This is a genomic window from Pedobacter jejuensis (assembly GCF_003725795.1).
Taxonomy (GTDB): domain Bacteria; phylum Bacteroidota; class Bacteroidia; order Sphingobacteriales; family Sphingobacteriaceae; genus Pedobacter; species Pedobacter jejuensis.
Genome location: NZ_RBEE01000012.1, coordinates 128757 through 155024, shown reverse-complemented (window position 1 = coordinate 155024; position 26268 = coordinate 128757). Strand labels below are relative to the sequence as shown.

The following is a 26268-nucleotide window of genomic DNA, read 5'->3' as shown; positions in this document are numbered from 1 at the left end:
AATTAGAAGTTTCTTCCCTAGAATTCCATCTTACATCATCCATTTTTCCTATTTTTGAACCATGAAATTTTATCATTTACTTTTTCTCGGTTTTGTAATCATTTTTACCTCGTGTAAGCAAGAAGAAAAAGTTCATCACTATATTAAATTTAACAAAACCGGAGAATTATATCAGTTCTTAAAGTGGTCGCCAGATAATCGTTTTCCGTTAGTAAGCGCACATCGCGGCGGACCAATGCCTGGTTTTCCTGAAAACTGTATTGAAACATTTGATAATGCAACTACCTATAACCCAATGGTAATCGAGTTTGATATTGCTTACAGTAAAGATTCGGTTTTGGTAATAATGCATGATGATAAGCTGGATAGAACTTCAACCGGCACAGGACCAATTGGCAATTACACTTATGAAGAATTGAAAGCCTTTAACTTAAAAGACAATGATGGTAAAGAAACTAATTTTAAAATACCAACTTTGGATAGTGTTTTGAGCTGGAGCAAAGGTAAAGTGCTTTTAACCATCGATTTAAAAAAGGGTGTTTCTTATGCAAAAGTGATTGAAAAAGTAAAACAATATAAAGTAGAAAGCAATTCCATCATCATTACCTATTCGGCAAATCAAGCTCAAGAAGTTCATCGTTTGGCTCCAGATTTAATGATTTCTGCATCTGTGCAAAAAAAGGCAGAGTTAAAGAGACTAAATGGTTTGGGCATTCCGAATAATCGAATTGTGGCTTTTGTCGGTGTTGCTGCACCTGATAAGGAGTTATACGAGTATCTTCACAACAAAGGAATTACAACTATTTTAGGGACAATGGGTAACATTGATAAGAGTTCAATCACAAATCCTGCTAAAAACGTTTACTATCATTTGGTGAACAATGGCGCCGATATTTTATCATCAGATAATATTGGGCAAGCCGCTGAACAGCTCGATAAATTTAGGTATAATAAAAAGATAAGTTCAGCGTACATTAATTAGATTAGCAGACTTAACTTTACCATCATGCAATTGCGATGTAAAAGCAATATTGATGCTCGACGATAATATCGATTGTGATAGGATTGTTTGATACGACACAATAACGACATAGTTATAAATTACACAATGAGTATTTCTGTTAAAAATCTCTCCAAACATTACGATAAGCAAAAAGCAGTAGATGCTATTAGTTTTGAAGCTAAACCTGGACGGATTTTAGGTTTCTTAGGTCCGAACGGTGCAGGGAAATCAACAACCATGCGTATGCTAACAGGTTATTTAGCGCCAACATCTGGTAATGCTGAAATTTCAAACTATGATATTTCAACGCAATCCATGGAGGCAAAAAAACATATTGGCTATCTTCCTGAAAACACGCCACTTTACACAGAAATGTATGTGAAGGAGTTTTTAAACTTTGTAGGACAAACTTATCAGCTAAAAAATTTATCATATCGCGTTGATGAAGTAATAAAAATGGTAGGCTTAACGCCCGAGCAGCATAAAAAAATCGGCATGCTTTCAAAAGGTTATCGTCAGAGAGTTGGTTTAGCTCAGGCGATTATTCACAATCCTGAGGTTTTAATTTTAGATGAACCAACGTCTGGGTTGGATCCAAATCAACTGGTAGATATTCGGGCTTTAATAAAAGAGTTGGGCAAAAATAAAACCGTTATCATTTCTACACATATTATGCAAGAAGTTGAGGCCATCTGTGATGATATCATCATCATTAATAAAGGTAAAATTGTGGCAAATGATACAATTGAAGGGATTAAGTTGAATAATAATCAAGATTCATTAGAAAATATTTTTAGAAAGCTGACTGCATAATTTAAGCTACTAATCAATCGCTTTACAAACTCAATTATATGCATCAATATTTAGTTATCTTCGGCATTTAATATCCTATGTACGCAGTATTTAAACGCGAATTATTTAGTTTTTTAAGTTCAATGGTTGCTTATATAACCATTGGTGTATTTATATTGGTTTCAGGTCTGTTGCTTTGGTTTTTTCCTGATACCTCTTTGCTGGATTATGGTTATGCAGAACTTAGCGGTTTCTTCAGCCTGGTTCCGTATTTATTTATGTTTTTAATTCCGGCCATTACCATGCGTTCTTTTGCCGAAGAAAGGCGTGAAGGAACTTACGAGCTTTTAATAACAAAACCCATTACGCTTTGGCAAATTGTAACAGCTAAATATTTGGCATGTTTGGTTTTGGTGCTCTTCGCTTTAATTCCAACTACAATTTATTATTATTCAATTTCGAAATTGGGCTATCCCGAAGGAAACATAGATTCTGGAGCAGTAATTGGCTCATATTTAGGTTTGTTTTTATTGGGTGCTGCATACACATCCATTGGCATTTTTGCATCAGCATTAACCAAAAACCAAGTTATTGCTTTCGCAATTTCAGCTGCCTTATGTGCGTTTGCTTACTTAGGATTTGATTATTCAAGTCAGATCTTTGCTATGCAAAATTTCGAAACCACAATTTCTTCATTTGGCATCAATCAACATTATCAATCGATTAGCAGAGGCGTTTTAGATACCCGCGACTTAATCTATTTCGTAAGTTTTGCAACCCTGTTTTTATTATTTACAAAACTAGCAATGGGAGGGAAGCGATAATGAATAGGTGGATTAAAATTTTATTTTTTGTTTTGGCTCTGCTACTCCTGAATGTTGGTGGTAAATACCTTTTCCATCGCTTTGATTTTACTGCAGATAAGCGATTTACCCTGAGTGATAAAACCAAAAATCTGCTTAAACGTACAGAAAAGCCAATAGTAATTACGGTATTTTTAAATGGCGAGTTGCCAGCTGCATTTAAAAGGTTGCAAAGTTCTGTTAAAGATATATTAAGCGATTATAAAGCATACTCAAAGTCGGATTTGAAAATTGTATTTGTAGATCCTTTGGAAGGATTAAATGCTGCAGACCAGGATACGGTAATCAATAATCTTTATCAGCAAGGAATAGAGGCAACAAATTTAACGGTGAAATCCGAAAGTGGCTTAACGCAGAAATTGGTTTATCCGATGGCAATGATTGAAAGCAATGGTAGGCAGATGCCTGTAAAGTTGCTTCAAAATATGGATGTTGGTGGAAGTTATGAAGATAACATTAATCATTCAATTGAAAACCTGGAGTATACCTTCACCTCAAGCATTAAAAAAGTAATTAATGGCAGTAATCCGCGGATTGGTTTTACAGAAGCTAATGGAGAACCTAATGATTTACAACTTTATGATGCAATGCATAGTTTGGCAAACAGCTATGAAGTTGGTCGTGTAGATTTAAATACCATCGATAAAGCTGGTTTAGATAAGCTCAAAATAATGGTTGTGGTTAAGCCGCAAACAGCATTTTCAGAAACAGAAAAGTATAAAATAAACTATTTTGTAATGAATGGAGGAAGGGTATTGTGGAGTATAGATCAGGTTTCAGCAGAATTAGATAGCTTACGAGGAAGTGGTAAACAGATGGTTATCAATAAAAACCTCAACCTTGATGACATGCTTTTTATGTACGGTGCCAGAATTAATTACAACGTTATTGCCGATAAAAATGCTGCAGAAATTCCGGTATCAACTGGCAATGTTGGTGGTCAGCCACAAATTAATTTAGTGCCGTGGATCTATTATCCAATTTTATTGCCAGATACTTCGGCCAGTCTGGTTAAAAACTTAGATGGAATAAAATCAGAATTTCCAAGTACTGTTGATACCATCGGCTCTAAGGGTGTAAAGAAAACATATATTTTAACAACATCAGGATTTAACAAAGTTTTTAACGTGCCTAAATTGTTTTCATTGCAAATGGTAGCCGAACAACCTGATCCGGCAACTATGCAAAATCCATTGCAAAGTGCAGGTATATTGCTCGAAGGTAGCTTCCCTTCAGTATTTGCAGCCAGGCCTTTGCCATCTGGAATAACCACAGCATTTACAACTGCAACCGTAAATAAACCCAGTAAAATGGTGGTAATAGGTGATGGCGATATTTTTAAAAATCAGGTGGTACCGAAAGATAATTCACCGCTTCCATTAGGTTTTGATAGATTTACCCAACGTACCTATGGTAACAAGGCGTTGTTATTAAACATTGCCGATTACTTTGCTGATGATGATAATTTAATTGTATTGCGTAATAAAGAGGTTAAAATCAGATTATTAGATAAGGCAAAGGTTAAAATTGAAAAAACAAAGTGGCAAATCATAAATATTGTTGTACCCTTGCTATTGTTGATATCCTTCGCGATTTTTCAACATTATTACCGTAAGCACAGGTACGCGAAATAATTTTTATATTTTTGAAGAAGACTAATTGATATTATGAGATTTATTGTATCCACATCAACTTTATTAAAACATTTGCAAACTGTAAATGGTGCATCTAGCAGCAGTACAGTTTTACCCATATTAGAGAATTTTCTTTTCGAAATAAAAGATGGTAATTTAACCATTTCAGCTACTGATTTACAAACCAGTATGACTACTGCTTTAGCCGTTGAATCGAAAGAGGAAGGCAAAGTTGCGGTTCCATCTAAAATTTTATTAGATACGCTTAAAACATTACCCGACCAACCAATCGCTTTTAATATTGATGATACCACATTTGCAATAGAAATAAGCGCAGGAGATGGTAAATATAAATTAAGTGGTGAAAACGGTGATGATTTTCCTAAAATTCCTGTTGTAGAAAACGCATCTTCAGTAAGTTTGCCTGCTTCGGTTTTAACAGAAGCCATTACCAAAACAATTTTTGCTGTAAGTAATGATGAACTTCGCCCGGCAATGACAGGTGTGTATTGCCAATTATCGCCTCAGCACATTACTTTTGTTGCAACTGATGCACATAAATTGGTGCGTTATCGCCGCATGGATAGCAAAGCTGATAAAGCAACTTCATTCATTTTGCCAAAGAAAGCTTTAACGCTTTTGAAAGCCGCTTTGCCTTCAACCGATATTAATGTTTCTGTAGATTATAATGCTACAAGTGCATTTTTTAAATTTGAAAATATAAACCTAGTGTGTCGTTTAATAGACGAGCGCTATCCTGATTATGAGGCAGTTATTCCTCAAAACAATCCAAATAAATTGGTAATCGATAGAAGCTTATTTTTAAATACCCTTCGTAGAGTTGTAATTTTTGCAAATAAAACTACGCATCAGGTTCGTTTAAAAATAAATGGTAGTGAATTAAATATTTCATCAGAAGATTTAGATTTTGCTAACGAAGCACACGAGCGCTTGAGTTGCCAATACGATGGTGAAGATTTGGAAATAGGTTTTAATGCCCGTTTTTTAATAGAAATGCTTAGCAATTTAAGCGGCGATGAAGTTACTTTAGAACTTTCTACACCAAACAGAGCCGGATTGTTAATTCCTCAAACAAATGACGAAAATGAAGACGTTTTAATGTTGGTAATGCCGGTAATGCTTAACAACAGTTATTAAACTACTATTATTTTAGTTTTCATAGAACAATGGCTTGGTTTTTGACCAAGCCATTTTGTTTATTGCCAAATACAACTACCTATGAAAATCTTTACAAAACGTGTCTCAAACACTTTCCTGCCTATTCTATTTATTTTTAGCCTAACTCTAATTTCTTGTAGCAAGAACGAACCCGATGTTATTGTGCAGGGCCAAGCCAAGATTAAGCTTATTAATGCCGTTGAACCCGAAATAAAGCAAGAAGTTTTTATGGATAATGAAAAGCTAACAACCGCTCCATTGGCATTTGGAGAAACTAGCGGATACATTAAAATTCCTTCAGGCAACAGAAATTTAAGTTATGTTGGGAGCAACAATATAAATACAAATACCAGCTTAAATTTTACGCCATCCATCACATATAGTGCCTTTTTAGTGGCAGATAGAAATGGTAATAAGCAAATTATAAATTATGAAGATAACCTGAGCAACGCAGATTTATCAACCGCAAAGGTTAGGTTTATTAACTTAACCCCATTTTTCGCTGCTGGTATAAACGTTAGCATACAGGCAGGTTCTCCATTTATAAATGCATTATTATTTAAAGAAGATTCAAATTATTTTAATGTTGATTCGGGTGCTGCTTTAAGGTGCAATGTAGTTGGCTCGGGTTCGGTAAAAACCGTTTCAGCATCTGATTTATTGCCAGGGAAAATTTATACCATTTGGTTCAGCGGACTTACAGCGGCAACGTTAGAACCTCATATTATTTTAGATAATTAGTAAAGCAGATATTCGTTTATCATTAACTTACAAAGTTTATCTTTGCCGGTAGTTATTATAAAATGTATGAAAATTAAACCATCTCAGTTTTTCAAGATATTCATTTTTATGGGCGCTATTTGTTTAATGATGGCATGCGTAAAAAATGATAATTTTGAATTAGATACAAAAGTTCGGTTCTTTAATGTAGTAGATGGAGTTGCGCAGGATTTTTATTTGAATGGCGTTCGTGTATCAACTGGTATTAATTATGATGCTAATAGTGATTATATTGTAACATTTGGTAATAAGGAATATACCATTATTTCTAAGAACACTGCAACCCAGTTAAGTAACGATACAGTAAAAAAAACTTTAGAAGTAGGGAAAAACTATTCGGTATTCTATTCAAAAACAACGGCAAAGGATTCAGTTTTGAAAGTTTTGGAAGATGATTTAACACCTGATACTTCGGCATCTAGATTATTTTTTATTAATGCTGGTTTTACATTACCCTCGAAAGTGGCGATAACAAATAAATCATCCAGTTTTTCCATCACATTGGGCAATGGCGAAACAAATGGGTATATTAAAATGCCAACGGGGGAAAATTCAGAACTGTATCTTAATCTGGTTGGTTCATCTGATGTTGATACCATTCCCTCTACAAATTTTTATAAAGGCAAAACGTACACAATTGTTATCGATGGTGTAAACAAAGGGAATGATGTTGGAAAACTTAAGACTCGTTTGATTGTTAACAACTAAATTAAATAACTTATAAATCTGGAATAGTCTTTTTATCAGTTTGATATTCCTACTTTTGCATAAAATTAAAAACATTGGAATTACTACAACAACTTTGGGATTTTATAGCCCACATAGATGTTCACTTAGCAGAAATCATTCGCGATTATCAGACTTGGACTTACCTCATTTTATTCTTAATCATATTTGCTGAAACAGGCTTCGTTGTAACCCCTTTTTTACCTGGAGATTCTTTGCTTTTCGCAGCAGGCGCACTAATTGCTGGTGGCAATACAGGCTTAAACATTTGGTTAATGCTGCTCATATTAATTGTTGCTGCCATCGCCGGGAATACGCTAAATTATAAGCTGGGTACTGTTTTGGGTTCTGGTGTATTTAAAGAAGATAATAAAATTTTAAAGCTGAAATATTATCATCAATCTCACGAATTTTTTGAGAAACACGGTGGTAAAGCGATTATGCTAAGTAGGTTTCTCCCAATTTTTAGAACCATTGCACCTTTTGTAGCGGGTATAGCGAAAATGCCATTCGGTAAATTTACCTATTACAATATCATTGGTGGTGTGGCATGGATTGTTGCATTATTGCTAGGAGGTTATCTTTTAGGACAAATTCCTATCATCAAAAATAACTTTGAATTGGTTATACTTTTTATTGCTGTTGTAACTTTCGTGCCCGCAATTTGGGCAGCAGTTAAAAGCAGAATGGAACCAAAAAAGATAGAAGAAATTATAGAAAGCGAAGATTCTAAATAGGATTTAATAAATGATCTTATAAGATTTTTTTGTGTTGGTTCATTGAGCTTCGCGAAGATTCGGGACAAGTTGTCGAAACGTTCCACTGTTATTCCTAAAACTACTTGTGGAAGCTCTGGGTTACAGTGCAATAATGAAAATTTTGGCTCTTTACAACTCTCTTCCTATAGGTTTTCCGTTTTGATATTTCATTTCCACATCAGTTTCTAGTTTCTTTTCAGTTTCATCTGGTTCGATTCGTATTAGATTTTTAAGTTCAGGTTGCCCTGCATCAACCCAGGCAGAATACCAGAAAGAACCAATTTCTAATATGGCAGAACGCATTTGCCTTTCAACCATTTTCTCCATTTTATTGTGATAAGCTGTAGCGTAAGCCAAAGAGTATTGCTTTAAAACGGTGTTATTTCTTTCGGAAAAACTATATTTTTTATCTGATGGAAAAGATTTTGACAGCTGTGCCTCAAAAGTAATGACTGTGTCAACCAAGCCATTTGTGTGTTTAACAATCTTCCAAGCCTCTTTCAATGGGTTTTCAATATAATTAGCTTTACCAACAATGAAATTATAACCGGTAGAAAATAATTCAGGTAAACGACTTTCCCAAAATGCATGGATGCCAACCTGGTTTGTTAGTTGTCCGTTATGGTTGGCGGTGGTGTGCAATGGAACGTGTGCGTCGCCAATGTAATGACCTAAATCTGCAGAATACTTTAAAATTTTAATTGAATCTCTGTTTGTAAATGCCTTTACTAAACTATAGTAAGTCCGCTGAATTTGCCAGGGAACAATGCCATTCGCATTTAAATGTTTTTGCCCGTATTTAGATAAAGCATCATTGTATTTTTCAGGGATGCTATCTATGGAATTTTCATAATTTTCTACATCTAAATAATGACGAGGAGCTTCTAATGTATCTGCATACCTTCGTTTGTCCGGGTCGACAGCGTGTTCGGTGATGTATTTAATGTTCTTTTTGTAGAAACCTATCATGCCCGATGGCAAAGTAAATATCGCCAGGTTATTGATTCTCTGATGTGCAAAGAATCCCCAAGAAGTACAAACAAAAAGTGGGATGATTAACGCAATGAACATCGTTAATCTTTTCATGATTGAGAATTTATTCTTGAGTTTTTAAACTCCAAATTGATTTAAATGGTGGTCTAAGTGTTTATAAAACATATTGTTCCACTCTGATTTTGTAAGCTTGCCAAATGAATGCGATTCTTTGCCATCAAAATGATTTTCGCCTAACTGTTGTGTTTTATTGATGTATTCTATTAATCGTTGTTTCTCTTTTTCAAATTCTTTTTCATCCTTGATAATAAATTGAGGTGCAGTTTGACTGCTTTCAGGATAAGGTTTTTCACTAACAACTTTGCTTTTTACTAAGTTTTTTAAAATGAATTTCATAAATGCTCCTGGCTTTGGATAAATATTATCGTAAACCAATTCGTAGCTCACATTGCAATGAGCCAGCATTTGTGAAACACTCATTTTGCCCCACAATGGAGTTGTGGTAGGTGTAAGTTTATTGATTCTATCAATAACTTCACTGGTTATTTCGGCTTGAAAAATATTTTTCATGTTTTTTTAATTTAATTCTAATTCCTCAACATTTTAAATGAAAACCAACCTAACAATGCTATAATTACAGCCATTAAAACCCAAAGCCAAGTTTTATTTTCGAATAATGGTTTTTCGGTTTTGATAGAGTATGCAGGATTTTGTTGTTCTTGGCCAATAGCTACAGAAGTTAAAATGGCAGGAATTTCATTTTCGAATTTCTCAATTTCGTAACTTGGCGATGTTACTTTTTCATTTCCATAATATAAGGCGTAATTATATGTCGGATTATCGAAACGTACGATGATTTCATAAACATTCCCTTTAAGTTCCAACCCGCTTAAGCGGAGTGGTTTGTTATCGTTATTCTGAATGGTAATTTTTAATCTTGATGTGATGGTATTTTCGAAATGATATTCGGGTTTCTCCAATGAACTAATTGTGCCTTCAAAAAGATTGGCATAATTGTATTGTATGCCTTTATCGGTTTTGAAACTATCGGTTGCATACTCAATTTTAATCGAACGATAGAAATCAAAATCACTTTGGGCATTTAATTTCAGATAAGCTATTGGAACAGCATTTTCTAAAGTAACATCAATAACTGTTTCTTTGTTAACCGCATCGTTTTTGACTACAAAAGTTTTATATTTTACATCTTGATAGATTCCTTTTATGGTATCGGTTTTCGAAATTTTTGCTTCCAATAATTCAGGCTGAACAGGGCTTTTCAAGGCAACTCTGAAATACTTATAGTTAGAATTTGGGAAACTCAACTTGGTAAACTGATAATTCGTATCATTATTTTTGATAGAAAGAATACGGTAATCTTTTAAGATTGAAAACCATGTTAGATTATCGTTACTTCCATCGAGTGTTATTTGCCAATCGAAATTATCTTGTTTGAAAGACAAATTAATTTGGTTAATCGTGATAGCTGCGTCAGATTGAAAAGTGTAATAATATCCGTTTGGATTTGAACTCTGATTAATTTGTTTAAAGGCAATCTCTTTATTATCAGTCTTATCACCTCGTTGCTTTAGAAGGTAGGGAACCTCAATGGTATCTTTCCCGTTGATACCGAAAATTCTTAAATCTTCAAAACCAGCATTCGCATTTTTATACAATTGGTCGGGCAGTTTCATGCTATGCCAAACAGAATTTACGCCGGCTATATCCCGTTTAAATTTGTAAGTATTAGTTTGTGCTTTTGCGGCAATAATAATTAGTAAAAGCAATAAAAGCAGGTTAATCTTCAACTTTAACATCATCAATAATTAAATGTTTATACTTGTTATAAAGGAATGAAATGATGAGCAAAAGCACACCTAACGATACAAAAACGATGGTTTTGGCAATTGTACCTAAAGAATAGATATCGTAAAAGAAGAGCTTAATTAAAGTAATGCCAAACAATACCATTGCACCAATACGTAAGTGTTTTTTGTTTTTTGCTAAACCTATACCAATTAAGAATAAAGAATAACTACCCCAAAGGATGCTCAAACCTAATTTATAACTTTCTTGGGTGCCTGATAATTCTAAAACGTTAATCAATTCACTACTGATAATCCACAAAATGGAAATATAAAGTAGATAATCGAACATGGTTTTAAAATCCTTTTTAAGTAATGCGGATTTTTGTAGTTGATAACATTGAACAATCAGCAATGCAAAAAAGACCATTGAGATATATCTGATGCCAATATTGAAAGCACTGATTGTGAAATATCTGCTATCTGGAAATAAGTAATTATCTCTAAGCTCGCTTAAAGTATAAAGTCCGTGGGTTAAGAATAGCACCACAACTAATAAATTGATGGTCAAATTTGCAATTGCAAGTTCGCTATTCTTCAATTTTTTAATATTGAAATAGGTTAATATTGAAGCAAAAAATAGTGTATATATGTAAATCCAGGCAGTTTTAAGTGTTTCGTAATTGTAGTTGAACTCGTAGTTTGGTTCATCAGTACCAATTCTTTGATGCAGCGTAACTCTTGTCGATTGTATCAGGTTATCGAAGTATTTAGAAATCTCTAATCTAAAGGTTACATAAACCGTTAAAAGCAAGATTGATGGAATAGCGTAACTCAAAATCTGCCTCATCCATGGCCACTCGGCAGGTTTTTCGGTTTTGTTTTTGCTCACGCTAAACATCCAGATAAAACATCCGATGAAAATACAAGAGCTTAAAAAACCAACATTTAATATTGGTGTGATAGCTGAATCATTGCCATAGTAATCAAAGTAGCTGGTCCAATCTTGTAGCAGACTAAAAAATGCCAGAAAAATCAATGGAAAAGATAGCTTCTCATAAATCGTAATGTTTTTAATTCGAGCCAAATAAAACAACACAGCGGCCTCAACCGTCCAAAATATGGTTACCCAACCGCCATTAAGTTGCACAGGTATAGCGATAGTGATAAATGTTAATACCATAGCCAAAATCAGGTAGAACAGGTTTTTATCGGCTAGTTCTTTTTTATAGATAATTAAACTTACCACAAAGTGGATAATGGCATTGGCTAGTGTAAACAAGCCTAATAATTCTACGCTATTCTTGTTTTCTGCAAGGATGAAATAACCGATTCCGTAGTAAATGAATGAATTTAAAAGTAGAATAACCACATCGCTGAAGCCAAAAATTTCTTTTCGGGTTACCTTATAAGCGAGGTTGGTAATGTAAAATGTGAGGAAGAATATGGTCGAAAATAGTAATGATAATCCAAAGAATTTATTGTCTGAACCCAAGTCCATTCGCCATGAAACAAAAATTACCCAGGTTAAACCAAAGGATGCATAAAACAAAGGTTTCCAGTATTTCTTGAAACTTAAAATTAAAATCCCTATGTTAATAATGGCCATATAAGAAAATAGCACTCCAACTTTTCCCGAGCCATCGCTTAGTAAAAATGGAACTGCATACGCACCAACTAAACCGATATGAGCGATAACCTGTTTATTGTATTTTATAGCTGCTACAACGGTAAACGATGTAAAAACGACCATCAAAATAAATGCTAAGGCCTGGGGAATGAGCGAATAAAAATCGTAGGCTGCATAGGTAATAAAGTACATTATGGCAATTGCACCGCTGACTAAAACCGCCGAAAAATTTTCATATTTCTCTTTTAATTTGATGGCAAAAGCCATTAAACCCGCACCAACTGCATAGCCTAAAACTATCCTAGTCAGCGGACTAATCATATCATGGTCGATAGCGTATTTTGCACCAATGCACACACCAAGAATTAAAATCAGGATTCCGATTTTACTAATTAAATTTTCTCCGATAAATTTTTCGAAATCGGATTTAACCATGTTTTCACGTTTAAACGTATCTGCAAAATTGCTTTGCGGTTGGTTTACTCGTGGTTGAAATGGACTTGGAACAGAATTTGGCGCTGCCGAGTTTTGAGCAACAGCATTAGGAGGCGTATTTCTAGGTGGCGGTGCAATTACTACCGGAGGCACTTTTTGCGCTTCAATAATGTGAGTTGTTCCAGATTGGAGCGCTCTAACTTGCTGTTTTAAAGCTTCAATTTCAGCTTCGAAACCTTGTTGTCTAAGTAATAAATTCTCCAGCTTAATTAAAAGCAGGTTTAACTGTTCGGAATTATCCATTCTATATTGTTGATGCGTAATTTATGATATTAAATATAGGAATGAATTCTACAAGGTTAAGGAAAATATTTTATTGATGGCAACAATTCAATATCTTTACAAAAATAAATTATGGAATTATCTTGCCCAATATCAGCAGAAAGAGTGAATGAAAATGTTGTGAGAATTGTAGCCTTTATGGTTGCAATATTGGCAATTTGTAGTATCTCATTTTCAAATTATTGGGCAATTGTATTATTGTCTTTTGATTTTGCTGCAAGAGCATTTGGTTCAGGAAAATATAGTTTGCTGAAATTTGTAGCCATCCGAATTTCTAACGCTTTATCTTTAAAACCTCAAATGAAAGATTTAGCTCCCAAAAAGTTTGCTGCAACTTTAGGCTTTGTATTTTGCTTGTTGATTACCGCAATGTTCTTGTTAAGTTTCTACAAATTGGCTATGATGTTAACGCTAATCATGACTGTTTTTGCCTTGCTGGAAAGTCTTTTCGCCATCTGTGTTGGCTGCTATGTTTATACCTTTTTGCAAGTGTTGAAAAGGAATAAAGCTTAAGTGTTTTGGTTTTTTTAATTCAATTATCAGTCTGACTTTTTCGAAGACCTTGAAGATAATGTTTCGACGATTTGTCCCGAATCTTCGGGAAGCTCAACATGAAAACTAAAAATTATTTCTTCAAAGCTACTCTAACTTTTGGGGCAATCTGAGTTCCAAAAATCTCAATCGACTTCATCATTGCAGCGTGCGATGGTCCGCCAACATCCATATGTGCCGAAAAGCGGGTTAAACCAAACGTTTCTTGCATAGCTAAAATTTTATCTACTGATTGATTTGTGTCGCCGATAATTAAGGCACCATTTTTATCAATCCCGGCATCAAATTGACTGCGCTGGTAAGGCGCCCAACCACGCGAACGACCAATTCTATTCATTTGTGCTGAATAAAGTGGGTAGTAGTAATCGGCAATTTCCTGATTGCTTTCTCCAAATAGCGAATGCATGTGTACACCAACTTCAAATTTATTCATATCATGACCATAAGCCTGATAAACCTTTTTATAATAATCAAAAAGTGGTTTAAATTGAATGGGTTGCCCGCCAATGATGGCGAACATAACCGGCAAACCTAATCTTCCTGCTCGTTCTACTGATTCAGGTGTGCCACCAACAGCAACCCAAATTTTTAAATTATCGTTAACGGCTCGTGGTAAAACTTCCTGATTAACCAATTCTGGTCGGAATTTACCTTTCCAATTTAGTTTTGGTTCTTTATTGATTTTTAAAAGTAACGCTAATTTTTCTTCGTAAAGTTCATCGTAGTCTTGTAAGTTATAACCAAATAATGGAAATGACTCTATAAAGCTTCCGCGACCAGCCATTAATTCGGCTCTGCCGTTGGAAATTAAATCGATGGTTGCAAAATTTTGATAAAGTTTAACCGGGTCTGATGAACTCAAAACCGAGACAGCGCTGCTTAGTTTAATGTTTTTGGTAACTGTAGCTGCTGCGGCTAAAATGATTTCAGGACTTGAAACTGCATAATCTGGACGGTGGTGTTCACCGATTCCATAAAAATCTAAGCCCACTTCGTCCATCAATTTAATTTCTTCGATAATTTCCTGAAGTCTTTGTTGGGCGGATTGAATTTCTCCTTTTGCGTTGATTTGCAAATCGCCGAACATGCCAATGCCTAGTTCCATAATTATTAAAATTTATAAATCAAAGGTAAGCGGTTAGCAGAACAGAATTTTTGATGTATGGTAAGAAATGAGTTTGTAATTAGATTACCTGAATTAATGGTCAATTACAAAACAAGTTTGCAGGTAATTGCAAATTGTAATTTGCATCATACAGCTTAAGTTTTTTAGGTGTACCAGAGTAAAATAAACCCGATTGCCGTGGATGCCGATTTTTTCTATCGGCAGAAACAAAAGCGGGGCTATTGGAACCGATTAGCTGTGACAGTGCTTTCCAAATATTTTTATTTAATTTTCACCATATAAGGAATATAAGTTCATATAAGCTCAATAGCATAAATATAACTAATATCTCAGCCTCAATCTTAACCTCAGCCTCAGCCTCAATCTCAACCTCCTTACTCTATCTTTTTCCCCTTCATCGCTGTCGATATCGCAGCATCCATCACACGCTCGGCAAATGGGCGAGTAAACTCATTTAACTCATCTGCTTTCTTCAAAATTGTGTCTTTTTCTTGCGTTGTTAAAGCAGTTTTTAAAGCCTCGATATGAATTTTAGTTTCTGCAATTTCTTCAGTAGTTAAATGTTCAGCATGTTTTTCGATGAAACGCTCAGCGGTGTAAAGCAGCTGTTCGCCTTCGCTACGTGCTTCAATAAGCATGCGTTGTTCTACATCACTTTTGGCGTTGGTAATGCTGTCAATCAACATTTTCTCTACCGTTTCATCGCTTAAACCATAACTTGGTGTAATTTCGATTTCCTGTTTCACGCCAGAACGTAATTCAATGGCCTGAACCGTTAAAATTCCATCGGCGTTAAGCAAGAAATTTATATCTACTTTCGGTAAACCCGCAGGCATGGCCGGAATTCCCTTCAAATCGAACTCGGCAAGCTTACGATTCTCTTTAACCAAATCGCGTTCGCCCTGATAAACAGAAATTTTCATGTTAACCTGCCCATCAATCGAAGTGGTATATTGGCGACCAGCTTTTGTCGGAACTTTGCTGTTGCGGGCAATAATTACATCCATTAAACCACCCATAGTTTCGATGCCCAGTGAAAGTGGCGTTACATCAAGAAGCAAAATATCAGAGCGGTTTCCTGCTAAAATATCCGCCTGAATGGCAGCACCAAGTGCTACAACCTCATCGGGATTGATATTATCTTGTGGTGTTTTGCCGAAGAAATTTTCGACCTGTTGCTTAACAAAAGGTGTGCGTGTAGAGCCGCCAACCAAAATTACCTCATCAATATCTGTAGCGGTTAAATCGGCATCTTTCATTGCGTTTTTGCAGGCGGTAATGGTTTCTTCGACCTTGGCAGCAATCAGTTGTTCGAAAGTTTGTTTATCCAGTGTGCACCAAATTTCACCAACTTTTTCGTTGTATAAATTTTGCGTTGATAAGGCTTTTTTGGCTGCCTCGGCTTTTAAGCGCAAGGTTTGCATCAAAATATTATCTTGCGCAACGGTATTAATATCCAGATTATTTTTCTCCAGCCAATAGTTTAAAATGGCACGGTCGAAATCATCTCCACCCAAATATGTATTGCCATTGGTTGCCAAAACCTCAAAAATTCCATTCTGAATTTGCAGAATCGACACATCAAAAGTACCGCCGCCCAAATCGTAAACAGCAATGGTTTTTTGTTGTGATGGGTCTAAGCCAATGCCATAAGCCAGACTTGCAGCGGTTGGTTCGTTCACAATTCGCATTACATCTAAGCCTGCAAGCTTACCTGCATCGCGTGTTGCTTGCCGCTGGCTATCGTTAAAATATGCCGGAACCGTAATTACAGCACGGTTTACAGGTGTTTTCAAAGCGTGTTCGGCTCTCGCTTTTAGCTCTTTTAAAATCTCTGCAGATAGCTCAATGGGCGTGTAAAAGCGGTCGCCAGCCTGAATTTTGACTAAGGCATCGGTATCATCATCAATAATTTTGTAGGAAAAAATAGCTGCATGGTCGGCCACATCTTTGTAAGAGCGCCCAAGTAATCTTTTAACCGAAAAAATCGTATTTGCAGGGTCGGTAGTTAAGAATTCTTTCGCCTCGTTGCCCACAATGGCTTCGTTTTGCTTATTAAAATACACCACTGATGGCACCAATAATCCCTTCCCGGCATCGTTTATAACCTGTGGATTTTTATCGGGATTAATGAAAGCAACCAAACTGTTTGTGGTACCTAAATCTATTCCGACTATAATTTCTTCCTTTTGAAACGAACCTGTAGCAAGGTTAATTGATATTTTTGCCATGCGGCGAATTTACGGAGATTGTTGCAATGTTTTAGGTTGAAATGTTTTAATGTTGTAAAGAAAGTCGGAAAGTCGGATGATCGAAGTCGGAAGATAATAAAGGCAAGTTGGAGAAAGTCGGAAAGTCGGATGACCGAAGTTGGAAGACAATATAGGCTAATTGGAGAGAGTCGGAAAGTCAGATGACCGAAGTCGGAAGATAATATAGGCAAGTTGGAGAAAGTCGGAAAGTCGGATGACCGAAGTCGGAAGATAATATAGGCAAGTTGGAGAAAGTCGGAAAGTCGGATGACCGAAGTCGGAAGACAATATAGGCTAATTGGAGAAAGTCGGAAAGTCGGATGACCGAAGTCGGAAGACAATATAGGCTAATTGGAGAACTTCGGTAAGTCGGATGACCAGAATCGTTAGCGAATAGTTTTTAATCCTTTCTAATCCAAAAATCTAATAATCCCTGTAAATCCTGCCTTATCCTGAAAATCCTAAAATCCTGGTCAGAAAATGAGCGCTTCGGTAATTCTTCGGTACCTGTAGTCCTGCTTTTGGTACAAGCCAAACAGAAAAAGTCTGGGCTTTCCCCGACAATCAGGTTTATTAATGAAGTGGAGATGCTTTTGGGGATAAACCAGCACTTGAAATAGATGCTGTTATTGATAATTGAGGGGAATATTGCCATTAATGATTTGCAAAAACTTTGCGAAGTACGTAAGGGCATAACATATGATTTTAGGAAAAAGCGTTAAATCGTTTCCACAAATTTTCAATAAACCACTTAACCAAATAATTTGCAGCCGAGATGGAAAGAGTGTTGGGGCAGGCCTCAAATTATTGTAATAACGATTTGGCGAATTTTTACAAAATCAGATGCAAGGCTTGATTTTTGTTTCTTTTTATTAAGAAAAAGAAAAAGGCCCGTCTGGCCAAGACAAACTATATCCTCTGGCTTCGGTATAAATACTTCGGACTATTTCCTATTCTTCTCCTCAATCCACAACGACATATATTTGGTGCTTTGGACCGTATGATGATTTAAAATTTGCCCATAAAAATTCTTTTGGCGATGAATTGTTAAATCAAGATTTTCAATAATTGTAATAAAATCATCTATAAAGTGCTGAGCAGAATATCGTTGGTTAATGATTTGAATTCCATTTTTTTGAGCAAAAAGCCATTCAGTTTTATCCTCATATAAAATTGCAGCTTTGTTAACGAATGCTTCCAAATCATCTTCAATAAAACCATTCCAATCTAAAGCGCCTTTCATTGCCTCAGCGCCAATTTCTGTGGTTACAGATGGCGTACCTGTTTGCATAGCATCAATAAATTTTCCCTTTACACCAGCGCCAAACTGAATAGGAGCAAGTAAAATCCTATGTTTCGCAATGGTTTCTTGTGCATTTTTAGCCCTACCGCGAATAAAGAATTTTTCATTTTTATTTTCCAATTGCAGAACTTTTTGCGATACATAAGAACCATAAATATGCATACTCGCATTCGGAAGTTTTTTCCTGAGCGCTGGCCAGATTTTAGTTTTTAAAGTTTGAACAGTGTTCCAATTCGGTTTGTGAAGAAAATTGCCGATAAAAATAAAATCAGCCCGCTCTTCGAAGGAAACCCAGTTATTAACTAGTTCTAGAGTGATTTCTCTTTCCAAAAAAGGCAAATAATAAAGCAACGAATGATTGATGTTAAACTTTTCTTTCAGGATTTCCATTTCTACTTCTGAAATGATTAGTGATAAATCACAACGTAAAATTGACGCAATTTCCCGCTTTGCGGTATCTGAAAATAAATTTAAACCTTGGCTTTTTTTATCACTTTGTTGGCGGGCAACACGTAGAAAGTGTAAATCTTCGGTATCTAAAATTCGTAAAGCATTTGGGCATTCCTGTTGCACACGCCAACCGTATTGTTCTTCAACCATAAAACGGTCGAAAAGCACAATATCCGGATTGCAAACTTTTAAAAATGAATTGAAACTTTCATCATTGAGTTTGATTTCTTGTTCAGCTACGTTTCTACCAGCAAAATCAAAGCTAAAAACGCTTTTCGATGCAGCTGAGGCAAAAGTAATTTGATATCCCTTTTGCAAAAACAAATCAACCAATTGAATCATTCGTGTGCCCGCCGCCGAAGAGGTAGGCTCAGGCCAAACTAATCCAATAATCAATAACTTTTTTGCATTCATCGTTTAAAATTTCTGCAAAATAAACATAAGCCATGATTTAAATCGCGGGCTGTGCAAGAAATTCTTAATTTTGCAATCATTAGGAATTACCAGATGTTAGGATTAAAACTATTAACCGACCCACGTTGGGCAGATATTGCGGAATCGAACTTAGAAGAAATTTTATCAGACCATGCCTGGTGCGAACAAAAAGCGGCTACAAATGCAATTACTTTAATCACTCAAAACTCTGAACATCAGGATTTGGTGGAAGAATTAACCGCCATTGCAATTGAAGAAATGCAACATTTTCAAATGGTAATTGATATCATTAAGCAACGTGGTTATACTTTGAGCAGAGAGCGAAAAGACGATTATGTTGGTCGCCTGGTTAAATTTAGCAAGAAGGATGGTAGCCGTAACCAAGCTTTTATTGATAGGCTTTTGTTTGCTGCAATGATTGAGGCTAGAAGTTGTGAACGCTTCCGCGTGTTATCACTGAATATTAAAGATGAAGCATTGGCGAAATTTTACCACGAATTAATGGTTTCAGAAGCTGGTCACTACACTACGTTTTTAAATTTTGCCCGAAAATATTCGGTTGATGTTGATGTAGATAAACGATGGAAAGAATGGTTAGATTTTGAAGGCGAGCTCATACAGAGTTTCGGCAAGCGAGAGGCGATACATGGGTAAGTCAGTTTTCAGTTGATAATTTTCAGCTTGCATTAGGCGATAGCAAACTGAAAACTGTTAATTGAAAGCTGCCAACTCTTTCTTATGTATATTCCACAACCAAATCACAATATCCTGATAGCTGTCGATTCCTTTTTTCTGGTTATTCAATTTTAAAAAGCTGTCAAATGCGGCATCCATATAGCCGAACATTTCTCCATTGTATTTCCGCCAAAATTCTTTTTCTGTTTTAAAATCTGCTAAAACACCGGCGGATAATTTATCATGAAGTATTTTGTAATCGTCAGGAGATTTCATTCTAATTTCGAACAAAATGTACCTTAACATTTCGTAATTGGCAGAATATTGGTAATTCAAATCAGGACTATTTCTAGCAGTTAAATAACCCAAAAGATTGGCTTCATCTTCATAAGAAATACCCAATTGGTGTGCAATTTCATGGCAAGAAACATAGGGTTTAACAAAATCAGGAAGATTCATATTCATGTTTGCCTCGCCTGTTAAGGGTGCATAATAACCCTCAATGCCAACTTTACTGATTATCCATGAATTTAAGACCGCTTTTAAACATGGATTTTTATAAGTGAATAAAGCATTTTTTTGCTCCATCAAATTATAAGCTTTTGTCGAATTGACTTCTAAATCGTTAATACTGTATATTGGTGTTTTTGGAAGTTTTAACTTTAAAGCATTGGTCTTTTTAACAAAGTAATCGCCAAGCAAAACCAATTCTTTAACCGTATATTTTTCATTTCCAATACCTAATTCTTCACTTACACTTGGTCGACTGTAATTTAAACCCCAAACCATTTTGAAGATGATGTATAAAATCAAAAAGAAGTTTAAAATTTGTAATGGAATAAGTATCCTGTGTTTTCTATGTAGCGATTTTCTGTTTTTGTAAAATCTGAAGGTTTTATAAAGTACGAATCCGATTAGAAGCGCATAAACCATATCGCCAATGGCAAAAGGGAAGATGGAGGAAATGAATCGTAGAGAAGAAGATATATATGGATAAATACCCGTCGAATAATATTTTTGAATGAGGGAGGGCAATAAACCTAAGATGTAAATCAGAATAGAAATACTGATTAGAATGGTAGATTTGAGGAATGTGGGACGAGTTATCATTAATATTTATAATGACCTCTTAATGAATAAATATGTAATATACCATCGACAATATCATAAATTATCCTATGCTCATCATTTATTCTTCTTGACCATTGACCAGATAACTGGTATTTTAATTGTTCTGGCTTTCCAATGCCAGCAAAAGGTTTTTCTTGAATGGCAAAAAGTAATTGTTCAATCTTTTTAAGAATTGCTTTATTCCCAGATTTTTTCCAAAATTCAAAATCAACAATTGCTTGTTCATGTAATTCTATATGCATGCCGATAACTGGTTTAAATCGGGATGCAATAAATTAGGGATATTTATTTTACTATTTCCAAATGTCTTGAATTTCGATTTTTTGACCAGGTTTGCCAGCCTTTCTTGCATTTACTCCCTTAAGCACCTTATTGACAAATTCTGGATTATAAGGACTTTCTTCTGTTTCAAAATCAATTTCCAAAGCTTTCATAACAGCTTTTAAAGCTGTAGCTTGTTCTTCGTTTTTTGGATGTATGATTAATGTTTCCATGTGATATTGCTTAATAAACAAATATAACAATTCTATCTTGCAAAAGTTAGTCGTTTGCCAATCTGGTCGGTTGTGAATCTGCCTTTTTGGTAGGCCAAATTTCCCGATACAAAAGTGTGGGTTATGCTTGCCTGGAAGGTATCGCCATCAAAAGGACTCCATCCGCATTTGTAAAAATTGTTAAGCTTGGTTACTTTCCATGAATCTTTTAAATCAACCAAAACTAAATCTGCCCAATAACCCTCGCGAATGAAACCACGTTTTTCGATATCAAAGCAAATGACTACGTTATGGGCAGTTTTTTCAACTATTTTTTCGAGTGAAATTTTGCCTTGCAAATGCATTTCCAGTAAGGCAGGTAAAGCGTGTTGAACCAATGGACCGCCGGATGGTGCTTGCGAATAAGGCTGATTTTTTTCCTCTAATGTATGTGGCGCATGGTCGGTAGCGATAACATCAATATTATCATTTAACACACCGGCGAGAACACCTTTCTGGTCATCTTCTGTTTTAACAGCCGGATTCCATTTGATGAAATTTCCTTTAGCAGCATAATCTTTATCATTAAACCAGAGGTGATGAATACAAGCCTCGGCTGTAATTTTTTTATCTTTAAGAGGTATAGAATTATCAAACAAAGCAATTTCTTTTGCGGTAGAAATGTGTAAAATATGTAATCGGGTTTGGTAACGTTTAGCCAACTCAACCGCTAATGATGAGGATTTATAACAAGCTTCTGCGCTACGAATTAATGGATGCATATCGATTGTTAACTCGTCATTGTATTTTGCTTTAAATTCTGCAAGGTTATGGCGAATGGTTGCCTCGTCTTCGCAGTGTGTTGCAACCAAGATTGGTGCTTTACTGAAAATATTTTCTAAAGTTTTTTCATTATCAACCAACATATTTCCCGTTGATGAACCCATGAAAACCTTAATTCCGCAAACGTTTTTTGGGTCAGTTTTTAAAACCTCGTCGATATTATCGTTGCTGGCACCCATATAAAACGAGTAATTGGCTAGTGAAGTTTCTGCTGCTATTTTATATTTATCGGCTAATAATGCTTGCGTTAAAGTATTTGGAACGGTGTTGGGCATTTCCATAAAAGAAGTAATCCCACCAGCAACAGCGGCCATGCTTTCGGTAAAAATATCAGCTTTATGTGTTAAACCCGGCTCGCGAAAATGCACCTGGTCATCTATCATTCCTGGTAAAAGGTATTGCCCTTCGGCGTTAATTTCAGTAGCATCGGGAGCAGAAAGATTTTGACCAATCTTTGCTATAAATCCATCTTTAATTAATATATCAGCAACAATTTGTTGTCCCTCGTTTACAATTGTGGCGGCTTTTATCAGGTAAGAATTCATGGTTTCAAAGTTAAAAATAGATTTGAGAAGTTAGATATGAGATTTGAGAAATAACAGATTAGTTTTAGGCAGATAAAAGGTGGAAAGGATGTTTATTGTACTGTTTTATGTTAAATAAACCTGACAGGAGCGAGCACGTAGAGGTAACCCTTTCGGTTATCATCGGAGTAAAGCGGATGGCAGGGCTGCTGTAACCCAAGAATTACTGGAATTGCTTTTCAAAAAAAGAGAAACCATATAAGAAACTTAAGAGCATTTAAGTTTTCAGCGCTTTAGCTTTGGTCTTTAAGCTTTTAGCCTTCAGCTTAAAAAACCTATCTTTGTGCGCTATGGCAAAATCGTTTGAAGAATTTAAGTTAAATAGGCAAATTTTAAATGCAGTTGCCGATGCAGGTTACACCGTTGCCACGCCAATACAGGAAAAAGCAATTGCACCAGTGTTATCTGGACAAGATATTTTCGGTATCGCAGAAACAGGGACCGGTAAAACTGCGGCTTTTGTTTTGCCAATTTTAATGCAATTGAAATACGCTCAAGGCGATAATCCGAGAGCTTTGATTTTATCGCCAACACGCGAATTGGCGATGCAAATTGCCGAGCAAGTAAAATTATTTTCTACTTATACCGATTTACGCTCGCTGGTAATTTTTGGTGGCATTGGTCCGAAAACACAGAAAGAACAAATTGCAAAAGGAGTAGATATTTTAATCGCAACGCCCGGCAGATTCCTCGATTTGTATTTAGATGGTGATATCAACACTCAAAGTTTAAAGTTTTTGGTGTTGGATGAGGCCGATAAAATGATGGATATGGGCTTTATTGGGTCTATCCATAGAATTTTAGAAATTGTGCCGCGGAAACGCCAAAACTTACTCTTCTCGGCAACGATGAGTGAATTGGTGCAAAAAATTGCTGGCGATTTCTTAAATAATCCGTTGGTGATTGAGGCATCGGCACAAGCTACACCTGCTGCAAATGTTACGCAAGCGTTGTATTACGTTCCGAATTTTAAAACGAAGATTAATTTATTACAGCATTTATTGAAAAATGATGAGACTTTTAGTCGCCTGATTATTTTCTGTAAAACCAAAACGGTTGCCGATAATATTTTCAGTTTTATTGAGCGTAGATACGGTGCAGATAATGTTCGTGTGATACACGCAAATAAGGGACAAAATACCAGAATTAACTCTATAAATAGCTTTAAGGAAGGTAATATCCGTGTTTTGGTGGCTACGGATGTGGCCAGCAGAGGCATCGACGTGAGTGATGTGAGCCACGTAATTAACTTCGATGTACCAATAATTATTGAGGATTATGTGCACAGAATCGGGCGTACGGGTAGGGCTTTTGCCAAAGGCGATGCCATTACTTTTGCCACCGATGCAGAAAAATATTACATCCGTAAAATTGAGAAACTAATTCGCCAATATATTCCGGTTGCAGAAATTCCGGAGGGCGTTTATATTGATGAAACACCTTACGAAGAACGCCAGCATATAGCCAAGGAAATAGATTTACAGAAACGTAAAGATGACCCAACGTTTTTAGGTGCTTTCCACGAGAAAAAACATGCGGCTGCGATAGATAAAAAAGCCAGAGAAAAGGCAAAAGCAAAGGCTGGAAAAGAAATTAAATCGTTTAAAAAAGGGAAGAAATTCGATAAGAAAAAGTAATGAGGTTAAGGATTACGCCTTTAAATATTGTTGGGGCAATAGCGCTCGGTTTGGTGGTGGTAAATTTATTTGCCGAAAAAGTTAGCGCACCACGACAAATTGATATGAGTGGTTTTTACCTCATGATTCTAGGCTGTTTAATTTTGGTTACTTTTATTACCGATTTAATTTTTCGTTTTACGCTGAAAGATTTAAAAAGGATTTGGATGATAGAATCGATTTTTATAGTGCTCACGGCAATTTTGATGGTAATCATTCAAAAGCTAGCGTAATCGACAGGTAAAAAAACTGGAGTAATCATTTCAGTGGTATAATCAATTTAAAAATTAAGCATCTTTGCAATCGTAAAAATAAATCGATAAATCTTAATCAAATTTGTTGGTAGAGTCAATTTTGAAAAATGAAAAAAGCAGAAATAAAAATAACAGTTGAGTTAGATGAGGGCAATAATCCCGATAACATTCTTTGGGAAAGTACAGATTCTGGAAATGCAGATAAAGTGCCAGCAAAAGCAATGTTTTTATCGGTTTGGGACCATAACTATAAAAACACTTTAAAAATAGACCTTTGGACAAAAGATATGCCGGTTGATGAAATGAAACGTTTCTTCTACGAAACTTTACAAACCATGGCCGATAGCTTTTTAAAAGCAACAAACGAAACCTTAATTGTTGAAGATTTACGCGATTATTGCGCTCATTTCGCCGATAAAATGGGGATTGTTGAGGGACAGTAGTGGTTCATTAGTCATTAGTCATTTGTCCGAAGTCCGAAGTCCGAAGTCCGAAGTCCGAAGTCCGAAGTCCGAAGTCCGAAAAAATGTGGTTAGGTAAGTTAGCTATAAACTATTGTCAATTCAGAAATATTATTAATCAAAATCTGTGTAATCTTGAAATTAGTGTAATCAAATCGCAGGAAAAATCGTAAATCAAAATGTTAATCTTAAATAAATTCAGAGCCTTTTTGGGTGTTTTACTTTGTATCATCGCAAGCTTTTGCCCAATGTTGAAAGTGCCGATTAAAGGCAATTGGAACCTCTATCAATCTGATGCCCGTTTATTTATCATAACCTATGCAATAATTGCAATCGCTGTGCTCTTTTTATTTATTAGAAAAGCAGGAGCATTTAGATTTATCAGTTTTGTAATGGCTATTTGGTATATTCTAGCGGTTATTGCGGTATATTTTACAGCAAATAATTATACCAAATATGGCTTTGCCAATAAATTAATCGGCAAGGTTGTTCATTTTCAGTGGGGGTGGATTGTGTTTTTAGTTGGTGTGTTATTTATGCTCTTTAGTACAAAGCGAGGCGAAAAAATCACCAACCAAACTATTGGCCAAATTGTGAAGTAAGCTTATTTACCTCATATCCCTTTGCCTTGCAACGGGCAACGATTTCATCATGGGTTTTCTTTGGCATGCTTTTACTGCGACTCATGATGAATAAAAATTTATGGTCTGGATGGCCAACTACAACATAAGAATAATCTTCAGCCAGTTCTATAATCCAATAATCTACCTTAATTGGCCAAACAAACTGCGCTTGAAGTTCACCGTTATTTCCTTCTTCTGATGGAAACATTTTTGAATTTCTGGAGTACACCTTTTCATCTTTAGGTTTTTTATAAGTGGTCAAAACACTGTAATAGCCATCTTTATTTAAGGTATATTTTGTAGTAGTTTCTCTGCTACCTTTGTCAAAAATTGTTGGTATAGAATATAATGAATACCAGGTTCCAGAATATTTTTTTAAGTCTAACTTGCTAACAGGCAAATTTTTATCTGCCGGAATAAAGCTAAAAAGAACCAATAGGATGGAGCAAATCGTTTTCATAACATCAATGGGTTTGATGTTATTTACGAT

27 protein-coding genes are annotated in these 26268 nt (G+C 35.6%); 14 read left to right on the top strand and 13 right to left on the bottom strand.

All coding sequences use genetic code 11. The annotated features are described in order from the left end of the window. Nucleotides 1-61: 61 nt before the first annotated feature. The 8 genes from D7004_RS08230 to D7004_RS08195 all read left to right on the top strand — a co-directional run bounded on the left by D7004_RS08230 (nt 62) and on the right by D7004_RS08195 (nt 7714). Nucleotides 62-982 carry a glycerophosphodiester phosphodiesterase family protein gene (locus D7004_RS08230; protein WP_123205402.1) on the top strand — a complete coding sequence of 307 codons (921 nt, stop codon included), beginning with the start codon at nt 62-64 and terminating at the stop codon, nt 980-982. Nucleotides 983-1108: 126 nt separating this feature from the next. Continuing rightward, nucleotides 1109-1816: an ATP-binding cassette domain-containing protein gene (locus tag D7004_RS08225; RefSeq protein WP_123205401.1), complete on the top strand. Its 708-nt coding sequence runs from the start codon at nt 1109-1111 to the stop codon at nt 1814-1816. Between the two features lie 77 nt (nt 1817-1893). Continuing rightward, nucleotides 1894-2619 carry a gliding motility-associated ABC transporter permease subunit GldF gene (gldF, locus tag D7004_RS08220; protein ID WP_123205400.1) on the top strand — a complete coding sequence of 242 codons (726 nt, stop codon included), beginning with the start codon at nt 1894-1896 and terminating at the stop codon, nt 2617-2619. Beyond that, the gene (gene gldG / locus D7004_RS08215) at nt 2619-4292 is read left to right on the top strand and encodes a gliding motility-associated ABC transporter substrate-binding protein GldG (RefSeq protein WP_123205399.1); all 1674 of its coding nucleotides are present in this window, start codon (nt 2619-2621) and stop codon (nt 4290-4292) included. The genes gldF and gldG overlap by 1 nt, the downstream gene beginning before the upstream one ends. A gap of 33 nt (nt 4293-4325) precedes the next feature. Beyond that, nucleotides 4326-5450, top strand: a complete 1125-nt coding sequence (gene dnaN / locus D7004_RS08210) for a DNA polymerase III subunit beta (protein ID WP_123205398.1) — start codon at nt 4326-4328, stop codon at nt 5448-5450. An 81-nt stretch (nt 5451-5531) separates the two neighbouring features. Then, on the top strand, nt 5532-6212 hold the full coding sequence (locus D7004_RS08205) for a DUF4397 domain-containing protein (RefSeq protein WP_123205397.1): 681 nt from the start codon (nt 5532-5534) through the stop codon (nt 6210-6212). A 66-nt stretch (nt 6213-6278) separates the two neighbouring features. Next, on the top strand, nt 6279-6959 hold the full coding sequence (locus D7004_RS08200) for a DUF4397 domain-containing protein (RefSeq protein ID WP_123205396.1): 681 nt from the start codon (nt 6279-6281) through the stop codon (nt 6957-6959). Nucleotides 6960-7033: 74 nt separating this feature from the next. Continuing rightward, the gene (locus tag D7004_RS08195) at nt 7034-7714 is read left to right on the top strand and encodes a DedA family protein (protein WP_123205395.1); all 681 of its coding nucleotides are present in this window, start codon (nt 7034-7036) and stop codon (nt 7712-7714) included. Between the two features lie 150 nt (nt 7715-7864). Here the strand turns inward: D7004_RS08195 and D7004_RS08190 are convergent, their stop codons facing one another. Genes D7004_RS08190 through D7004_RS08175 form a run of 4 tightly spaced genes read right to left on the bottom strand, consistent with a single transcriptional unit; the run spans nt 7865 to nt 12901 of the window. After that, nucleotides 7865-8821 (bottom strand): zinc dependent phospholipase C family protein, encoded by a 957-nt coding sequence (locus tag D7004_RS08190; protein ID WP_123205394.1) that lies wholly within the window; start codon nt 8819-8821, stop codon nt 7865-7867. Between the two features lie 24 nt (nt 8822-8845). Next, entirely contained in the window at nt 8846-9298 is a 453-nt protein-coding gene (locus D7004_RS08185) for a DUF1569 domain-containing protein (RefSeq protein WP_123205393.1), read from the bottom strand. 17 nt (nt 9299-9315) lie between these two features. Further along, nucleotides 9316-10548 (bottom strand): DUF3999 domain-containing protein, encoded by a 1233-nt coding sequence (locus D7004_RS08180; RefSeq protein WP_167459450.1) that lies wholly within the window; start codon nt 10546-10548, stop codon nt 9316-9318. After that, nucleotides 10526-12901, bottom strand: a complete 2376-nt coding sequence (locus D7004_RS08175) for a DUF2339 domain-containing protein (RefSeq protein WP_123205391.1) — start codon at nt 12899-12901, stop codon at nt 10526-10528. The genes D7004_RS08180 and D7004_RS08175 overlap by 23 nt, the downstream gene beginning before the upstream one ends. Before the next feature lie 111 nt (nt 12902-13012). On the opposite strand from D7004_RS08175, the gene D7004_RS08170 reads away from it, so the two are divergent. Continuing rightward, nucleotides 13013-13453, top strand: coding sequence for a DUF4395 domain-containing protein (locus D7004_RS08170; RefSeq protein ID WP_123205390.1), 441 nt, complete (start codon nt 13013-13015; stop codon nt 13451-13453). Nucleotides 13454-13565: 112 nt separating this feature from the next. Here D7004_RS08170 and D7004_RS08165 read toward each other — a convergent pair whose 3' ends face one another. The 4 genes from D7004_RS08165 to D7004_RS08155 form a co-directional block, all read right to left on the bottom strand. After that, complete coding sequence (locus D7004_RS08165) at nt 13566-14597, bottom strand: LLM class flavin-dependent oxidoreductase (protein WP_123205389.1); 1032 nt, start codon at nt 14595-14597, stop codon at nt 13566-13568. A 395-nt stretch (nt 14598-14992) separates the two neighbouring features. Next, nucleotides 14993-16849, bottom strand: coding sequence for a Fe-S protein assembly chaperone HscA (gene hscA, locus D7004_RS08160; protein ID WP_123205388.1), 1857 nt, complete (start codon nt 16847-16849; stop codon nt 14993-14995). 421 nt (nt 16850-17270) lie between these two features. Next, nucleotides 17271-17525, bottom strand: coding sequence for a hypothetical protein (locus tag D7004_RS20485; protein WP_167459449.1), 255 nt, complete (start codon nt 17523-17525; stop codon nt 17271-17273). Nucleotides 17526-17813: 288 nt separating this feature from the next. Next, nucleotides 17814-19037 carry a glycosyltransferase gene (locus D7004_RS08155; RefSeq protein WP_123205387.1) on the bottom strand — a complete coding sequence of 408 codons (1224 nt, stop codon included), beginning with the start codon at nt 19035-19037 and terminating at the stop codon, nt 17814-17816. A gap of 93 nt (nt 19038-19130) precedes the next feature. On the opposite strand from D7004_RS08155, the gene miaE reads away from it, so the two are divergent. Continuing rightward, nucleotides 19131-19712 (top strand): tRNA-(ms[2]io[6]A)-hydroxylase, encoded by a 582-nt coding sequence (gene miaE / locus D7004_RS08150; RefSeq protein WP_123205386.1) that lies wholly within the window; start codon nt 19131-19133, stop codon nt 19710-19712. 57 nt (nt 19713-19769) lie between these two features. On the opposite strand, the gene D7004_RS08145 is transcribed toward miaE, so the two are convergent. The 4 genes from D7004_RS08145 to D7004_RS08130 are packed head-to-tail and all read right to left on the bottom strand — an operon-like array spanning nt 19770 to nt 22725. Then, a complete protein-coding gene (locus tag D7004_RS08145; RefSeq protein WP_123205385.1) occupies nt 19770-20843 on the bottom strand; it encodes a DUF3810 domain-containing protein in 1074 nt (357 codons plus the stop codon). Continuing rightward, entirely contained in the window at nt 20843-21106 is a 264-nt protein-coding gene (locus D7004_RS08140) for a Txe/YoeB family addiction module toxin (RefSeq protein WP_123205384.1), read from the bottom strand. Before D7004_RS08140 ends, D7004_RS08145 begins: the two co-directional genes overlap by 1 nt. Nucleotides 21107-21157: 51 nt before the next feature. Continuing rightward, nucleotides 21158-21358, bottom strand: coding sequence for a DUF2683 family protein (locus D7004_RS08135; protein ID WP_123205383.1), 201 nt, complete (start codon nt 21356-21358; stop codon nt 21158-21160). Nucleotides 21359-21390: 32 nt separating this feature from the next. Next, entirely contained in the window at nt 21391-22725 is a 1335-nt protein-coding gene (locus D7004_RS08130) for a dihydroorotase (protein WP_123205382.1), read from the bottom strand. 329 nt (nt 22726-23054) lie between these two features. Between D7004_RS08130 and D7004_RS08125 the strand changes: the two genes are divergently transcribed. From D7004_RS08125 to D7004_RS08110, 4 genes are all read left to right on the top strand, one after another. Continuing rightward, nucleotides 23055-24401 carry a DEAD/DEAH box helicase gene (locus D7004_RS08125; RefSeq protein ID WP_123205381.1) on the top strand — a complete coding sequence of 449 codons (1347 nt, stop codon included), beginning with the start codon at nt 23055-23057 and terminating at the stop codon, nt 24399-24401. Next, nucleotides 24401-24673, top strand: coding sequence for a hypothetical protein (locus tag D7004_RS08120; RefSeq protein ID WP_123205380.1), 273 nt, complete (start codon nt 24401-24403; stop codon nt 24671-24673). Before D7004_RS08125 ends, D7004_RS08120 begins: the two co-directional genes overlap by 1 nt. 128 nt (nt 24674-24801) lie before the next feature. Next, nucleotides 24802-25137 carry a gliding motility protein GldC gene (gldC, locus tag D7004_RS08115; protein WP_123205379.1) on the top strand — a complete coding sequence of 112 codons (336 nt, stop codon included), beginning with the start codon at nt 24802-24804 and terminating at the stop codon, nt 25135-25137. A 197-nt stretch (nt 25138-25334) separates the two neighbouring features. Then, nucleotides 25335-25757: a hypothetical protein gene (locus D7004_RS08110; protein ID WP_123205378.1), complete on the top strand. Its 423-nt coding sequence runs from the start codon at nt 25335-25337 to the stop codon at nt 25755-25757. Here the strand turns inward: D7004_RS08110 and D7004_RS08105 are convergent. After that, nucleotides 25735-26238, bottom strand: a complete 504-nt coding sequence (locus D7004_RS08105) for a lipocalin family protein (protein ID WP_123205377.1) — start codon at nt 26236-26238, stop codon at nt 25735-25737. The two genes, D7004_RS08110 and D7004_RS08105, sit on opposite strands and share 23 nt — an antisense overlap. Nucleotides 26239-26268 lie beyond the last annotated feature (30 nt).

Coding starts and splice junctions, on each gene's coding strand:
- D7004_RS08230 (WP_123205402.1), top strand. CDS start 62: ATGAAATTTTATCATTTACTTTTTCTCGGTTTTGTAATCATTTTTACC.
- D7004_RS08225 (WP_123205401.1), top strand. CDS start 1,109: ATGAGTATTTCTGTTAAAAATCTCTCCAAACATTACGATAAGCAAAAA.
- gldF (WP_123205400.1), top strand. CDS start 1,894: ATGTACGCAGTATTTAAACGCGAATTATTTAGTTTTTTAAGTTCAATG.
- gldG (WP_123205399.1), top strand. CDS start 2,619: ATGAATAGGTGGATTAAAATTTTATTTTTTGTTTTGGCTCTGCTACTC.
- dnaN (WP_123205398.1), top strand. CDS start 4,326: ATGAGATTTATTGTATCCACATCAACTTTATTAAAACATTTGCAAACT.
- D7004_RS08205 (WP_123205397.1), top strand. CDS start 5,532: ATGAAAATCTTTACAAAACGTGTCTCAAACACTTTCCTGCCTATTCTA.
- D7004_RS08200 (WP_123205396.1), top strand. CDS start 6,279: ATGAAAATTAAACCATCTCAGTTTTTCAAGATATTCATTTTTATGGGC.
- D7004_RS08190 (WP_123205394.1), bottom strand. CDS start 8,821: ATGAAAAGATTAACGATGTTCATTGCGTTAATCATCCCACTTTTTGTT.
- D7004_RS08185 (WP_123205393.1), bottom strand. CDS start 9,298: ATGAAAAATATTTTTCAAGCCGAAATAACCAGTGAAGTTATTGATAGA.
- D7004_RS08180 (WP_167459450.1), bottom strand. CDS start 10,548: ATGATGTTAAAGTTGAAGATTAACCTGCTTTTATTGCTTTTACTAATT.
- D7004_RS08175 (WP_123205391.1), bottom strand. CDS start 12,901: ATGGATAATTCCGAACAGTTAAACCTGCTTTTAATTAAGCTGGAGAAT.
- D7004_RS08170 (WP_123205390.1), top strand. CDS start 13,013: ATGGAATTATCTTGCCCAATATCAGCAGAAAGAGTGAATGAAAATGTT.
- D7004_RS08165 (WP_123205389.1), bottom strand. CDS start 14,597: ATGGAACTAGGCATTGGCATGTTCGGCGATTTGCAAATCAACGCAAAA.
- hscA (WP_123205388.1), bottom strand. CDS start 16,849: ATGGCAAAAATATCAATTAACCTTGCTACAGGTTCGTTTCAAAAGGAA.
- D7004_RS20485 (WP_167459449.1), bottom strand. CDS start 17,525: ATGGCAATATTCCCCTCAATTATCAATAACAGCATCTATTTCAAGTGC.
- D7004_RS08155 (WP_123205387.1), bottom strand. CDS start 19,037: ATGAATGCAAAAAAGTTATTGATTATTGGATTAGTTTGGCCTGAGCCT.
- miaE (WP_123205386.1), top strand. CDS start 19,131: ATGTTAGGATTAAAACTATTAACCGACCCACGTTGGGCAGATATTGCG.
- D7004_RS08145 (WP_123205385.1), bottom strand. CDS start 20,843: ATGATAACTCGTCCCACATTCCTCAAATCTACCATTCTAATCAGTATT.
- D7004_RS08140 (WP_123205384.1), bottom strand. CDS start 21,106: ATGCATATAGAATTACATGAACAAGCAATTGTTGATTTTGAATTTTGG.
- D7004_RS08135 (WP_123205383.1), bottom strand. CDS start 21,358: ATGGAAACATTAATCATACATCCAAAAAACGAAGAACAAGCTACAGCT.
- D7004_RS08130 (WP_123205382.1), bottom strand. CDS start 22,725: ATGAATTCTTACCTGATAAAAGCCGCCACAATTGTAAACGAGGGACAA.
- D7004_RS08125 (WP_123205381.1), top strand. CDS start 23,055: ATGGCAAAATCGTTTGAAGAATTTAAGTTAAATAGGCAAATTTTAAAT.
- D7004_RS08120 (WP_123205380.1), top strand. CDS start 24,401: ATGAGGTTAAGGATTACGCCTTTAAATATTGTTGGGGCAATAGCGCTC.
- gldC (WP_123205379.1), top strand. CDS start 24,802: ATGAAAAAAGCAGAAATAAAAATAACAGTTGAGTTAGATGAGGGCAAT.
- D7004_RS08110 (WP_123205378.1), top strand. CDS start 25,335: ATGTTAATCTTAAATAAATTCAGAGCCTTTTTGGGTGTTTTACTTTGT.
- D7004_RS08105 (WP_123205377.1), bottom strand. CDS start 26,238: ATGAAAACGATTTGCTCCATCCTATTGGTTCTTTTTAGCTTTATTCCG.